The following is a 13327-nucleotide window of genomic DNA, read 5'->3' on the forward strand; positions in this document are numbered from 1 at the left end:
CCGCCGTAATTCGCTCATATTGATATATATTTTAGAATAATATGCAAGCGAGCTATCGCTAACGTTGTCTTCTAGACGAGCAGTGTCAATCTGGCGTGTTTGTCAGGATGATCTTGCCCAGAACGCTTCTGTTTTGCATTTCTGTCAGGGCAGCAGCGGCTTCGGTCATCGGATACTGCGCGTGGATGCGCGGTCGAATGTCACCTTTGCAATAGAGCTCAAACAGCTCACCGACATTGGTGCGATGCTGCTCTGGCGCCCGCTGAACGGCGGCGCCCCAGAATACGCCGACGATCTGGCATCCTTTCAGGAGCGGCAGGTTCATCGGCATTTTTGCGATGCCGGCGGCAAAACCGACAACCAGATAGCGGCCCTGCCAGGCCATCGCGCGAAGCGCCGGTTCGGCATAGGGGCCGCCGACCGCATCATAGACCACATCGATCCCGGTTTTCCCCGCCATCGCCTTGAGGTTCTTTCCAAAGGCAATCTGGTCCTCCTTGTCGGGCGCATGGCCGTAGATCACCGTCGCATCCGCGCCGATCTTCTCGCAGAAGGCCGCCTTCTCGGCGGAGGACACCGCAGCGATGACACGCGCCCCTGCGGCCTTGGCGAGTTCGATTGCGGCAGAGCCAACCCCGCCAGCGGCGCCCAGCACCAGCACGGTCTCTCCCGGTTGCAGCTGTGCCCGTTCCTTCAGCGCGTGATGAGATGTGCCGTAGGTAAAGACAAAACCAGCCGCATCGAGATAGGGCATCTGATCGGGAATCTTGATGGCGCTGGCGGCAGGGACGCAGATATGGGTGGCAAACCCGCCATATCCCGTCAGCGCCAGAACCCGGTCGCCGATGTTCAGATTATCGACGTCCTTGCCAAGGGCGATAACCTCGCCCGCGATTTCACCGCCCGGTGCAAAGGGACGCGGTGGTTTGATCTGATAGAGATCCTGTATCATCAGAGTATCAGGATAGTTCACGCTGGCGGCATGGATCGCCACAAGCACATCCCTGGGGCCGGGGACGGGATCGTCCTGTGCGCTCCACTGCAGGGTTTCGGGGCCGCCTGGAGCGGTGGAGAGCATCGCATGCATGAGTGATTATCCTGTCATGGTGGCCGAACCCTGGCCGGTGTGACGTCAAGTCTTCTGTGCAGATCTTGCGTTGTCAATGAAATTGCGAAATGCAATTCTGCTCTGCAAACGATCTGTTTTCCAACCGGAAAGCGGCCTGAATTCTGTTGGATAAGGGGCTGGAAATGAATAAAAATCACCTCACCCAGGGTGGGCAGCCTATGCCCGAAGCCCTGCAGGGGCTTGGGCTGCCGTTGATTGGCGCGCCGCTGTTCATCATATCCGTGCCCGACCTCGTCATTGCCCAATGCAAGGCCGGAATCGTTGGGTCCTTCCCGGCGCTGAACGCGCGTGAGGCTGAGGGCGAGCCGCCGCTTCTGGAAGCCTGGTTGAAACAGATCACCGAGGCGCTGGACCGCCATAACCAGGACAACCCGGATCATCCGGCGGCACCCTTTGCGGTCAATCAGATTGTTCACCGGTCAAATACCAGGCTGGAGCGTGATCTTGAGATCTGTCATCGCTGGAAGGTGCCGCTGTGGATCACATCACTGGGGGCGCGACCGGAGGTGAATGAGGTGGCTCACGATTGCGGCGGCATCGTGCTGCATGATGTGATCAACAATCGCTTTGCCCATAAGGCCATCGAGAAGGGCGCAGATGGTCTGATCGCGGTTGCCGCCGGGGCAGGCGGCCATGCCGGGCAGCTGTCGCCGCTGGCGCTGATCAGCGAAATCCGCAGCTGGTTTCACGGCCCCCTTGCGCTGTCGGGAGCAATCGCCAATGGCCGCTCTCTGCTGGCGGCCCGGGCGCTCGGGGCCGATTTTGGCTATGCCGGGTCACCTTTTATCGCCACTGAGGAAGCCAATGCGCAGCAGGCGTACAAGCAGATGATCGTCGACAGCAGTGCCGATGATATCGTCTATTCCTCATTGTTTACAGGTGTTTCTGGTAACTACCTGCGTGGTTCCATTCAGAAGGCGGGGCTTGATCCCGACAATCTGGCCAGCGCTGATGCGACGGCGATGAATTTCGCCGGTGGGTCATCCAAACCCAAGGCCTGGAAGGAGATCTGGGGATCCGGTCAAGGTATCGGTGCGGTAACAGAGGTGCAGCCGGTTGCCACATTGGTTGCGGAGATCGCCGCCGATTACGAGGCCGCGGGCAGAGCGCTGGCGGCAGAGTTTACCACAATCGGAGACGTATAATGGGACGCGGCAGTTCAAACGGCAAAGACCGCAGCGGCTCTGATCGTGAACAAGGCGCAGCGGCGCTGGATTTGCGCGCTATCGAGCATTACATGCGCGGACGGCTGCCGGGCTTTGACGGGCCGATCACAGCCCGCAAATTCCAGAACGGCCAGTCCAATCCCACCTATCTGTTGTCGACCGATGCGGGGCAGTATGTGCTGCGACGTAAACCAGCGGGTGTGCTGCTGAAATCCGCCCATGCGGTCGAGCGTGAGTTTCGTGTTCAGACCGCCTTGCGCAACACCGAAGTGCCGGTCGCCATGATGCATCATCTCTGCGAGGATGATAGCGTCATCGGATCGTCTTTTTACTTGATGGAACATGTGGTTGGGCGGAATTTCTCAGATCCGTCACTGCCGGATCTGTCGCCGACCGAGCGTGGCGCGGTGATGGATGAAATGAGCCGCGTTCTGGCGGCGCTACACGGGGTTGATGTCACCGCTGTCGGTCTGTCCGACTACGGGCCCGAGGGCAATTACTTCACGCGTCAGCTGGCGCGGTGGAGCAAGCAGTATCGCGCCAGCGAGGTTGAAACCATTGCCGAAATGGATGATCTGATCGCCGCGCTGGATGCGCAGATGCCTGCGGATGATGGGCAGCGCGGATTGGTGCACGGTGATTACCGCATCGACAATATGATCTTTGCCGCAGCGGGAACCAACTGTCGTGCGGTGCTCGACTGGGAGCTGTCGACGATCGGCCACCCCTATGCAGATCTCGCCGGGGTCATCATGCAGTGGCAGATGCCACCGGGCCGCGAGGGGCGCGGACTGGCCGGGCTTGACCGGCGCGAGCTTGGTCTGCCATCAGATGAAGACTTTATTGCAAGCTATTGTAAACGCAGAGATTTGCCCGGAGTTGATAACTTTGGCTATTATCTCTCCTTCAGCTTCTTTCGGATGGCTGCGATCCTGCAGGGTGTGCGCAAAAGAGGGCTTGATGGCAATGCGTCAAACCCCGAACATGCAGCGCGACTGGGCGCATTTGTGCCGGAGTTTGCGCGCGCCGGGCTCGCCGCGTTGACGCGTAGTTTTGACTAGGCCAAGCGGCCAAGGGGACAGGGCATGGACAGCAACCACACAGCGTCAGCGGATGCGGAGAAAGACCGCAATTTTGTCACCGCCTTGGCGCGGGGGTTGGATGTGCTGCGCGCGTTTCGGCGCAATGAGCTGGAGCTGACCAACACTGATCTGGCCGACCGCACAGGCCTGCCAAAGCCGACCGTATCGCGGCTGACCTATACCCTGTGCCAATTGGGCTACCTCGTGCAGGATCCGCAGTCGGGGACGTATCGGTTGGGGGCAGGGGTTCTGCGTCTGGGCTATGGCGTGCTGGCGGGAATGGATATCAACGACCGTGCCTCGCAAATCCTGCGGGATCTGAGGAATGGAGAAAATTCCTATATTACCAGCGCATTAGGCGAAGCACATCATGCTGACGTCATCTATATCGCGGTGCATCGCTCGCGCGAGGATGTCTCGCTTGCGGCACATGTCGGGATGCGTCTGCCGTTGTTTTTCTCGGCCGTTGGCCGCGCCATTCTGGCCGGCATGTCACCCGATCAGCGGACGGAGAGCCTGAAGATCGCCGACGCGCTTGACCCTGAGGGAAAACAGGCGCGGCAGGATTGTCTGGGTCGCGCGCAGGAGGAATATGCGGCACGGGGCTTTTGCACCGGCTATGGAGATTGGCGCGAGGATGTGAACGGTATCGCGGTGCCGGTTGTCTCGCTGAACGGGACACGGGTCTACGGGCTGAATGTCGGTGGACCGTCCTTTCACGTAAGCCGTGCCGTTCTGGAACAGCGCTACGCCGATCAGCTGATTTCTGCTGCCGAAACCCTAAGCATGCGCCCCTAGCGGTAACCCTTTGCCAAAGCGGGGGCGATATAGCTTTATGCGTGGTTTTACGTAGGTCAAAATACTCGACCTCAGTCGGCAAACCACGCATGATATCGCAAACAGCTGGCAGCAGATCGCCAGCCCAAAGGGAAGAGGCAGAGATGACACAGAGCGACTGGTTGTTCCGGCAGTCACATGGGGACGGGGTTGTCGAACTCAAACTATCACGGGCGCCGGTCAATGCGTTGTCGCCCGAGTTCCTGATGGATTTCGCCAACGTAATCAAAGAATTCGGAGAAGACCCTTCCGTCCGTGCGATCCTGTTGACCAGCGCGTTCAAGGTGTTCTCGGCAGGCCTCGATCTGAAAGCCGCGAAGGATTTCGATCTGGCAGGTCAGCGGGCTGCCGTGGATGGGCTGAACGAGGCGTTCCTCGCGCTTTACGCCTGTCCCAAGCCGGTGGTTGCGGCTGTTAATGGTGCGGCGATTGCCGGTGGCTTGTTCTTTGTCCTTTGCAGTGATGTGCGTGTAGCCCTGGTTAAATCCAAGTTTGGTCTTGCAGAAGTGCAGGCCGGGGTGGATTTTCCCGTGGCGCCGCTGGAGATCGCCCGGGCAACCCTCAGCCCCAATATTCAGCGGCGTTTGATGCTGACTGGGCAGACCATTGGGCCAATCGCAGCCCGCAACTTCGATATCGTTGATATCATTGCCGATGATGCCGAAGATCTGCTCGGATACGCGCTGAAGGAAGCACGGACACTGGCGGACTTGCCCGCCGGAACCTACGGCGCGATCAAGCAGCAGCTCCGAGGCGAGACGATCGCCAGGATCAAGGCGGCGATGGCAGCGGAATCGGATGATACCCCCTGGTTTACCAGTGAAACTGTGCCAGCGATGACCAGGCTCATCGGCTGAACCTTACCGATATCTGACGACAGGAGCCCCCATGGATGCCGCGCGGCTAGAAAACATCAGAAGATGGCAGCATCGCTATGTCGATCACCGCAGATATGCCGGCAGTTCGCTGCTGATCAACCGCGGCGGCGAAGAATGCTATTTCTACGCGGTTGGTCATCGCAATATCGCCGAAGATCTGCCATTCACCCGCGATACGGTGACACGGATCTATTCCATGACGAAACCGGTCACCTCGCTTGCATTGCTGCTGCTGCTGGAACGCGGCCTGTTACATCTGGATGCGCCGGTGTCGGAATTTCTTCCTGAATTCATTGATATGCACTGTCTTATTGAGGGCGCGACCGATATTGACCAGACACAGCCCTGCCGCGCGCCCACGCTGCATGAGCTGCTGACCCATACCAGCGGATTGAGCTACCCGTTCAATCCGGGCCTGCTGGCAGAAGAAATGTCGAAAACAGATCTGATGTTCAAACCGGATCAGGGGCTTCTTGCGACGAAGGTCACGGAACTGGCCTCGCTTCCGCTTGCTTTTGAACCCGGAAAACGCTGGGAATACTCGGTTGGCATTGACGTGATTGGCCGGGTGATTGAGGTTGTAACCGGTGACAGCCTTGCGGCGTTCCTCAAGCGTGAGATATTTGACCCGCTCGGCATGGATCAAACCGCATTTCACACCTTAGCGGAAACCGGTAACCGTCTGGCTTCATTATATTCTCCGCTGAGTGGCGACGCCATGGATTTGAATGGTGCAGAGCAGGGAGACGAAAGTCTGCGGCTGATTGACTGCTACGTCGATACGCCGTTTAGCCGGGCCGAGATGCACTCGGGCGGCGGCGGCCTGCTCAGTACGATTGACGACTATATGCGCTTTGTTGAGTTGATCCGGTTGCGTGGGCGGTTGGGGAAACACCATCTGATCAGTCCACAAATCATTGATTTCATGTGCCAAAACCACCTTCCAGGCGATATTGCGTCGATGGGACCGCAGAGCTTTGCGGAACAGCCGATGGAGGGGATGGGCTTTGGTCTCGGCGGCGCTGTTGTGCTTGATCCGGCGCGGGCGCGATGTCCGGGATCGGTGGGTGATTTCAGCTGGGGCGGTATGGCGTCGACGTTTTTCTGGGTTGACCCGCTGCTGGATCTGAGTGTCGTGTTTTTTACACAGCTGGCACCATCCAGCTCCTATCCGGCACGCGCTGAGCTAAAGGCGCTGGTTCACGGAGCGATAACGGGCTAATCCTGCCTGTCGGCCACGCCATGAGGGCAGGGTGACGCACAGCCGATGACCCGCGCAAAGATCAACAGGACGTAACAAATGCCTGACGCAGCTGAAATTTTGCTCAATCTCCTCGATCTTGAGGAACTGGACCGCAATCTCTATCGAGGAATTGGATCCGGTGGTGAGACGCCGACCCGGATTTACGGTGGTCAGGTTATCGCTCAGGCTCTGATGGCCGCTTATGCGACAGTGCCGGATCGTCTGTGCCATTCGCTGCACGCATATTTCATCCGTCCGGGCGATCCGTCAAAGCCGGTGATTTACGCGGTGGATCCGGCGCGGGATGGCGGCAGCTTTACCACCCGGCGGGTCACCGCCTTGCAGAATGGCAAGCAGATCCTGAATCTCGCGGCGTCCTTTCACATTGATGAACCGGGCTGGGAACATCAGCATGAGATCCCGGAGGTAAAGGCCCCCGATGCGCTGGTATCTCGTGACGTGTTGCTACGTGAGCTAGCCGAAACGCTGGATGGCCGACTGCGCGTAGAATTTTCCCGAGAACGCCCGTTCGAAATCCGCGATGTTGAGCCGCGCGATCCGATCAATCCCGGTAAATGCAGTGATATCAACCATATGTGGGTCAGGATGAAAGCCGCCAAGGACGCCAGCCCGCAGCTGCAACATGTGCTGATGGCCTATGTCTCTGACTATGGTTTGCTGGGCTCGGCGCTGCGTCCGCATGGTCTGAGCTTTGTAAAGGGACAGGCGATGACGGCCAGTCTCGATCACGCGATGTGGTTCCATGGACCGGTGAAATTCGACGACTGGCATCTCTATACGATGGATTCACCCTTTGCCGGAGGCGGCCGCGGCTTCAATCGCGGATCTATTTTCACGCAGGATGGCCGTTTGGTGGCGAGCGTCGCTCAGGAAGGTCTGATGCGGCCCATCGCCAAATCCTGATGCAGCCATTATTCTGGGTTCGGGGCGTCGAACTTGTCGCGCAACCGCTGCATACCGGTGATCCAGCGTCCAGTATCGGCGGCCTTGGCCTGGATGTAGCTTGCCACCGTTGGGTGTGGAAGCACGAGAAATGTTTCGTTCTCAATGGCTTCTACGCAGATCTTTGCGACGTCCTCGGCGGTGATCATACCGTCTACAGCCGCAGCGCTATGTTCCAATCCTTCGGTCATGGCAGTTTTCACCGCTTGCGGACAAACGACGGAAACACCGATCCCTTGGTCGCCATGGGTGATCGCCAGCCATTCTGAAAACCCCACGGCGGCATGTTTGGTAACCCCGTAGCTGGCGGCGCCGATCTGGTTCAGCAAGCCGGCCGCCGAGGCGACATTCAGGAAATAACCGCCGCCACGTTCGAGCATACGTGGCACGAGATGCCGGGCGGCGGAAACATGTGCCATTACGTTTACATCCCAGCTGCGCTGCCAATCCGCAAGGGAGGTCTCCAGGCCGCCGATCCTGAGAATTCCGGCGTTCGAACAGAAAACATCAATCGGTCCGATATCACGCTCGATCGCCTCGATCATCTGCGCCATGGCCTGGTCTGATCCGACATCCACGGCAAAGGCGCTGCCACCAACATCATCGGCAGTATGCTGGGCACTGGCGCCATCAATATCGGCACAGATGATGTGCCGTGGGCCGTGCTTGGCGATCGTCAGCGCCAAAGCCCGCCCGATACCTGTGGCGGCGCCTGTGATAACAATCGTTTTGCCTTGCAAATCCATTTGGGCCTCAGCTGTCGTTGGAACATATGCTGTGCAACTGTTCGATGTTGCGGCCAAGCCTGCAACAGTGACGCTGCATCATATAAATTATACATAATACTGATTACAGGTAATACGTGTCGGTCCCACCACCCGTCGTACACCACGGGTATTCTGATTTTACCGCTTGTTCATGGAAGTTGATCCATCTGGCAGATTTGCGCCTGCCAATATGCAGAACTTCATGGACGCTTTGTAGGATTGGCCTGGCCATCGAAGGTTACGCTGGCCCGGGTTTGCATGTCAGCAATGGGATTAACCCGCCGCCAGACGGATTTTGCCCTGATCTGGCATTGGTGTTTTGCAGCGGCGCAGGTCGATGACGGTTATTACCCATTGCAACACCCCTGTGCAAAAATCTCGGTGCGCGCACCCACCTGGTCGCTGTGGACTGCACCGCTTCATGAACGCGTTAACCCACTCGCGCGCGGAGCCCAGTGTTTTGCAACGAAAGACCGGATTTATCACGTCTTGCCCTTTAACCTTTCGGCGTGCGACAGAGGGATGCTCGTCCAGCAAAGAGCGGTCAGAATCTTTGCGCGGATAAAGCGATGTCCATGATTTGCGTTTTTGCAAATCTGCCCTGCAGAAATACCAGTGTCTGGGCGTTGATTAACGCGTGCCTACAGTCATCTCTGATTTACGATGTTAACGAAAGAGCGCACCGTTGTCAGACAACGATGCGCTTTTTAAACGTTTTGTTATGCGATCTGTTTAGAAAAACGCCTGCAGACCGGTTTGGGCGCGGCCCAGGATCAGGGCGTGGACGTCATGTGTGCCCTCATAGGTATTCACCGTTTCGAGGTTCACCATATGTCGGATGACGCCGAACTCGAGGCTGATGCCATTGCCGCCGTGCATGTCGCGGGCGTTGCGGGCGATCTCAAGCGCCTTGCCGCAGTTGTTGCGCTTGACGATGGAAATCATCTCTGGCGCTGCATTGGCTTCGTCCATCAGGCGGCCAACCCGCAATGAGGCCTGGAGCCCAAGGGTGATTTCGGTCTGCATATTGGCGAGTTTCAGCTGGAACAACTGGGTGTTGGCCAGCGGGCGGCCAAACTGCTTGCGATCCAGACCGTATTGACGGGCGGCGTGCCAGCAGGCCTCTGCCGCACCCATCGCCCCCCAGCTGATGCCGTAGCGCGCGCGGTTCAGACAACCGAACGGACCTTTCAGCCCCTCGACATGCGGCAGCAGCGCGTCGTCGCCGACCTCGACGCCATCCATAACGATTTCGCCGGTGATCGACGCGCGCAGCGACGCCTTGTTGGCGATCTTGGGAGCCGAAAGCCCCTTCATGCCTTTTTCCAGAACAAATCCGCGGATCTTGCCGCCGTGGGCCTCGGACTTGGCCCAGACCACAAAGACATCGGCGATGGGCGCGTTGGAAATCCACATCTTGGACCCGGTCAAACGATACCCGCCATCGGTTTTCTCGGCCCGGGTTTTCATGCCGGCGGGATCCGAGCCCGCATCGGGTTCGGTCAGGCCAAAGCAACCGATCCACTCACCGGAGGAGAGTTTGGGCAGGTATTTCTGGCGCTGTTCTTCGCTGCCATATGCGTAAATGGGATACATCACCAGCGAGCTTTGCACCGACATCATCGAGCGGTAACCGCTGTCAACGCGCTCGACCTCGCGTGCAACCAGACCGTAGGAGACATAGCCTGCACCAAGGCCACCGTATTGTTCCGGAATGGTGGTGCCGAGCAGACCCATCTCGCCCATCTCGCGGAAGATCTCGGGATCGGTTTCCTCGTTTTCATAGGCGCTTAGAACCCGAGGCTGAAGTTTTTCCTGAGCATACGACCGCGCGGAAGCTGCGATCATGCGTTCATCTTCGCCCAGCTGATCATCCAGACGCAGCGGGTCTTCCCAGTTGAACTGGCCGAGATCCGGGGCATCTTTGGCGCGCAATGCGGGTTTTTCGGTCATTTGTCATCACCTTCCTGATCCAAAACTTGCCGCCGACCTTAACCTTGCGGTAAGAGGAATGACAGCGACAGAACCACAAGCAAACATTACAAAAGCTCATACATGGCCACGCCGAGACGCTTTCTCCCCTCAATTGCCGCGCTGCGCGCGCTAGAAGCGCTGGACCGTCTGGGCAGCGCCTCTGCCGCGGCGGATGAATTGGCTCTGACGCAAGGCGCTGTCAGCCGCCAACTGCAGGCGCTGGAACGACAATTGGGCGTGGATCTGGTGCGGCGGGACCAGAAGCGGCTCATGCTCTCGGCAGAAGCGCAGACTTACGCCGCCGAAATACGTCAGGCGCTCAATCAAATCGCGCAATCGACGTTGCGGGTTCAGGCCGCGCCGCTGGCCGGTACGCTCAACCTGGCCATTCTGCCGGCCTTTGGGATGCGCTGGCTGATGCCGCGCCTGCCGGAATTCGCGCGGCTGCACCCGGATGTGACCATCAATATGTCGACCCGGCTTGAACCGTTTAATTTCGTCAGCGAAGGCTTTGATGCGGCGATACATTTTGGCACTGCTGACTGGCCCGGAACTGACGCGCTGCTGCTGAAGCACGAACAGATGTTGCCAGTCTGCGCGCCGGAGCTTCTGAACGGTCGGCAGATCGAGACCGCGGGAGATATCACCGCCCTGCCCCTGTTGCATATCCAGACCCGTCCAAAGGCCTGGCAGCAATGGTTTGAGACCCATGATATCGCGTTGAAGGATGGATTATCCGGTACCATGTATGACCAATTCGCAACCATTACCCAGGCTGCACTGCATGGGCTTGGGGTGGCTTTGATGCCGGATTATCTGGTGGAGCAGGATCTCGCAACGGGCCGTCTGGTGGCGCTCTACCCGACAGCAACCGAGAGCAAGGGCGCCTATTATCTGGTCTGGCCAGAGGCCCGGTCAAAGGATCCCGCCCTGATCAAGTTCCGCAACTGGCTGGCTGGTCAGGCGCAGCCGGAAGACCCGTTGCCGCGATAGATCGGCTGATCAATCCAGCGAAGCGCGGCCTCGGGAAATCCCGTAAGCCGCATATTTTCAAGTAGTTAGATTGCTACCCTAACGCGTAGCCCGCGCCACGGACCGTCCGCACCGGGTCAGATCCGCCGTGTTGGGTCAGCGCCTTGCGCAGCCGGCCGATATGGACATCGACGGTGCGTGTATCGACATAGATATCGCGCCCCCAGACCCGGTCCAAGAGCTGCTCGCGGCTCCAGACCCGGCCCGGTTTCTCCATGAAGGTGGAGAGCAGGCGAAACTCGGTCGGGCCAAGTTTGAGCGGCGCCTCGGCCCGGCTGACCTTATGAGTCTCGGCGTCCAGCACGATATCGTCAAATTCCAGCCGCACCCCGACGGTCGAGGGGCGCACCCGCCGCAACTGCGTGCGCACGCGGGCCATCAGTTCGATCACCGAATAGGGCTTCACCACGTAATCATCGGCGCCGGTTTCCAGCCCGCGCACCTTGTCGACCTCTTCCGAACGGGCCGACAGCATGATGATCGGAATGTTCCGGGTTTCGGGGCGCGACTTCAGCCGACGGCAGACTTCGATGCCGCTGAGATTGGGCATCATCCAATCGAGCACGATGATATCGGGCATGTCCTCTTCGACAACCAGCAGCGCCTCTTCGCCATGTTCGGCGCGCAGCACACGAAACCCGTCGGCCTCAAGATTATAGGAAAGAACCTCGCGTTGGGCCAATTCGTCCTCGACCACCAGAACGGTGGGTTGGTCGGCAGCCATGGTCAGACCTCCTGCGGCACAGAGGATGTTGTGTCGGCTTTCTGCCGGTCATCCTCGGGCTTGTCGCCGGTCACCAGATAGACCACCTGTTCGGCAATCGAGGTGACATGATCGCCCATGCGCTCGACGTTCTTGGCGATAAAATGCAGGTGCATACAGGGGGTGATGTTGCGCGGGTCTTCCATCATGAAAGTGAGGAATTCGCGGAACAGCGCGTTGTACATCTGATCGACGTCTTTGTCGCGGGCGATCACGTCCTGCGCCAGTTCCACGTCGCGCTGGATGTAGGAATCCAGCGCGTCCTTCAGCATCAGCTCGACCTCGCGCGCCATACGGCGCATGGCGGCGGCGCTCTCAGAGACGCTGGGCCCCTGCGCCAGAACGGCGGTGCGTTTGGCAATGTTCTTGGCATAATCGCCGATACGTTCGAGATTGCCGGAGATTTTCATCACCGACAGCACCAGCCGCAGATCGACCGCAGCAGGCGCGCGGATGGCGATGACGCGGGCGGCTTCTTCGTTGATCAGCTCTTCCAGCCCGTCGATGGCCTTGTCGCCGTTGCGCACCTGCTGGGCGAGCTCCTCGTCGCGGGTTTCGAGTGCACGAGCGGCGTCCATGATGGCGGCCTCGACAAGGCCCCCCATTTTCATGATCTGCGCCTGAATGGCTTCCAGATCCCGGTCGAAGGCGGATGCGATATGTTGCTCTGGCATGTCTTTGGTCCTCACGATCAGCCGATGCGGCCGGTGATATAGCTTTCGGTGCGGGGATCTTCGGGATTGGTAAAGATCTGGCCAGTCGCGCCAAACTCCACCAGGTTGCCGAGGTGGAAGAAGGCGGTTTTCTGGCTGACGCGCGCGGCTTGCTGCATCGAGTGGGTGACGATCACCACCGAATAGCTGTTGCGCAGCTCGTCGATCAGCTCTTCGATCTGGGCGGTTGCAATCGGGTCCAGCGCCGAACATGGCTCATCCATCAAGAGCACTTCCGGCTCCGTCGCGACGGCGCGCGCAATGCACAGGCGCTGCTGCTGGCCACCGGACAGACCGGTGCCAGGCGCGTCCAGGCGATCCTTCACCTCATCCCAGATGGCGCCACGGCGCAGGGATTTCTCGACGATCTCGTCCAGCTCGGCCTTATTGGCGGCCAGGCCGTGAATGCGCGGGCCATAGGCAACATTGTCATAGATCGACTTGGGGAACGGGTTCGGCTTCTGGAACACCATGCCAACCTTGGCGCGCAGCTGCACAGGGTCGACGCGATTGTCGTAGATATCCTCGCCGTCGATCGAGATATCACCGGTCACGCGGCAGATGTCGATGGTGTCGTTCATCCGGTTCAGGCAGCGCAGGAACGTGGATTTGCCGCAGCCCGACGGACCGATAAAGGCGGTGACGGTGTTGTCTTCGATCTCGACGTTCACGTCCTTGATCGCGTGGGCCTCGCCGTAATAGACATTCACATTCTTGGCGGCGATCTTGGTTTTTTCTGTGTGCACGTCTTTGTCCAATGCAGTCATCTGGTTCATTTCG

General features: G+C 58.9%; 13 protein-coding genes. 7 read left to right on the forward strand and 6 right to left on the reverse strand.

Annotated features, from left to right (window positions below):
* Positions 1 to 85: 85 nt before the first annotated feature.
* Positions 86 to 1087, reverse strand: coding sequence for an NADPH:quinone oxidoreductase family protein (locus VXL81_RS05375; protein ID WP_340545566.1), 1002 nt, complete (start codon positions 1085 to 1087; stop codon positions 86 to 88).
* A gap of 164 nt (positions 1088 to 1251) precedes the next feature.
* On the opposite strand from VXL81_RS05375, the gene VXL81_RS05380 reads away from it, so the two are divergent.
* From VXL81_RS05380 to VXL81_RS05405, 6 genes are all read left to right on the forward strand, one after another.
* Positions 1252 to 2274, forward strand: coding sequence for an NAD(P)H-dependent flavin oxidoreductase (locus tag VXL81_RS05380; protein WP_416553207.1), 1023 nt, complete (start codon positions 1252 to 1254; stop codon positions 2272 to 2274).
* 92 nt (positions 2275 to 2366) lie between these two features.
* The gene (locus VXL81_RS05385; protein WP_416553237.1) at positions 2367 to 3356 is read left to right on the forward strand and encodes a phosphotransferase family protein; all 990 of its coding nucleotides are present in this window, start codon (positions 2367 to 2369) and stop codon (positions 3354 to 3356) included.
* A 24-nt stretch (positions 3357 to 3380) separates the two neighbouring features.
* Positions 3381 to 4175 carry an IclR family transcriptional regulator gene (locus VXL81_RS05390; RefSeq protein WP_416553209.1) on the forward strand — a complete coding sequence of 265 codons (795 nt, stop codon included), beginning with the start codon at positions 3381 to 3383 and terminating at the stop codon, positions 4173 to 4175.
* A gap of 143 nt (positions 4176 to 4318) precedes the next feature.
* Entirely contained in the window at positions 4319 to 5071 is a 753-nt protein-coding gene (locus VXL81_RS05395) for an enoyl-CoA hydratase/isomerase family protein (RefSeq protein ID WP_340545569.1), read from the forward strand.
* 31 nt (positions 5072 to 5102) lie between these two features.
* Positions 5103 to 6314, forward strand: a complete 1212-nt coding sequence (locus VXL81_RS05400) for a serine hydrolase domain-containing protein (RefSeq protein WP_416553211.1) — start codon at positions 5103 to 5105, stop codon at positions 6312 to 6314.
* 78 nt (positions 6315 to 6392) lie between these two features.
* Positions 6393 to 7259, forward strand: coding sequence for an acyl-CoA thioesterase (locus VXL81_RS05405; RefSeq protein WP_340545571.1), 867 nt, complete (start codon positions 6393 to 6395; stop codon positions 7257 to 7259).
* Positions 7260 to 7267: 8 nt separating this feature from the next.
* Here VXL81_RS05405 and VXL81_RS05410 read toward each other — a convergent pair whose 3' ends face one another.
* Complete coding sequence (locus VXL81_RS05410) at positions 7268 to 8044, reverse strand: SDR family oxidoreductase (RefSeq protein WP_416553239.1); 777 nt, start codon at positions 8042 to 8044, stop codon at positions 7268 to 7270.
* A 753-nt stretch (positions 8045 to 8797) separates the two neighbouring features.
* Positions 8798 to 10018, reverse strand: a complete 1221-nt coding sequence (locus VXL81_RS05415; RefSeq protein ID WP_340545573.1) for an acyl-CoA dehydrogenase — start codon at positions 10016 to 10018, stop codon at positions 8798 to 8800.
* A 102-nt stretch (positions 10019 to 10120) separates the two neighbouring features.
* Between VXL81_RS05415 and VXL81_RS05420 the strand changes: the two genes are divergently transcribed.
* Positions 10121 to 11032 carry a LysR substrate-binding domain-containing protein gene (locus VXL81_RS05420; RefSeq protein WP_061049308.1) on the forward strand — a complete coding sequence of 304 codons (912 nt, stop codon included), beginning with the start codon at positions 10121 to 10123 and terminating at the stop codon, positions 11030 to 11032.
* A 73-nt stretch (positions 11033 to 11105) separates the two neighbouring features.
* On the opposite strand, the gene phoB is transcribed toward VXL81_RS05420, so the two are convergent.
* The 3 genes from phoB to pstB are packed head-to-tail and all read right to left on the reverse strand — an operon-like array spanning position 11106 to position 13323.
* Positions 11106 to 11795, reverse strand: coding sequence for a phosphate regulon transcriptional regulator PhoB (phoB, locus tag VXL81_RS05425; protein WP_061049309.1), 690 nt, complete (start codon positions 11793 to 11795; stop codon positions 11106 to 11108).
* A 2-nt stretch (positions 11796 to 11797) separates the two neighbouring features.
* Positions 11798 to 12508: a phosphate signaling complex protein PhoU gene (gene phoU, locus VXL81_RS05430; protein WP_061049310.1), complete on the reverse strand. Its 711-nt coding sequence runs from the start codon at positions 12506 to 12508 to the stop codon at positions 11798 to 11800.
* Positions 12509 to 12525: 17 nt separating this feature from the next.
* Positions 12526 to 13323 (reverse strand): phosphate ABC transporter ATP-binding protein PstB, encoded by a 798-nt coding sequence (gene pstB / locus VXL81_RS05435; protein ID WP_061049311.1) that lies wholly within the window; start codon positions 13321 to 13323, stop codon positions 12526 to 12528.
* Positions 13324 to 13327: the final 4 nt, after the last annotated feature.

This window comes from Phaeobacter sp. JH204B (genome assembly GCF_048055755.1).
GTDB classification, from domain to species: domain Bacteria; phylum Pseudomonadota; class Alphaproteobacteria; order Rhodobacterales; family Rhodobacteraceae; genus Phaeobacter; species Phaeobacter bryozoorum.

Bases quoted from the DNA above. Each gene is read 5' to 3' on its own strand.
- VXL81_RS05375 (WP_340545566.1), bottom strand. From the start codon at position 1,087: ATGCATGCGATGCTCTCCACCGCTCCAGGCGGCCCCGAAACCCTGCAG.
- VXL81_RS05380 (WP_416553207.1), top strand. From the start codon at position 1,252: ATGAATAAAAATCACCTCACCCAGGGTGGGCAGCCTATGCCCGAAGCC.
- VXL81_RS05385 (WP_416553237.1), top strand. From the start codon at position 2,367: ATGCGCGGACGGCTGCCGGGCTTTGACGGGCCGATCACAGCCCGCAAA.
- VXL81_RS05390 (WP_416553209.1), top strand. From the start codon at position 3,381: ATGGACAGCAACCACACAGCGTCAGCGGATGCGGAGAAAGACCGCAAT.
- VXL81_RS05395 (WP_340545569.1), top strand. From the start codon at position 4,319: ATGACACAGAGCGACTGGTTGTTCCGGCAGTCACATGGGGACGGGGTT.
- VXL81_RS05400 (WP_416553211.1), top strand. From the start codon at position 5,103: ATGGATGCCGCGCGGCTAGAAAACATCAGAAGATGGCAGCATCGCTAT.
- VXL81_RS05405 (WP_340545571.1), top strand. From the start codon at position 6,393: ATGCCTGACGCAGCTGAAATTTTGCTCAATCTCCTCGATCTTGAGGAA.
- VXL81_RS05410 (WP_416553239.1), bottom strand. From the start codon at position 8,044: ATGGATTTGCAAGGCAAAACGATTGTTATCACAGGCGCCGCCACAGGT.
- VXL81_RS05415 (WP_340545573.1), bottom strand. From the start codon at position 10,018: ATGACCGAAAAACCCGCATTGCGCGCCAAAGATGCCCCGGATCTCGGC.
- VXL81_RS05420 (WP_061049308.1), top strand. From the start codon at position 10,121: ATGGCCACGCCGAGACGCTTTCTCCCCTCAATTGCCGCGCTGCGCGCG.
- phoB (WP_061049309.1), bottom strand. From the start codon at position 11,795: ATGGCTGCCGACCAACCCACCGTTCTGGTGGTCGAGGACGAATTGGCC.
- phoU (WP_061049310.1), bottom strand. From the start codon at position 12,508: ATGCCAGAGCAACATATCGCATCCGCCTTCGACCGGGATCTGGAAGCC.
- pstB (WP_061049311.1), bottom strand. From the start codon at position 13,323: ATGAACCAGATGACTGCATTGGACAAAGACGTGCACACAGAAAAAACC.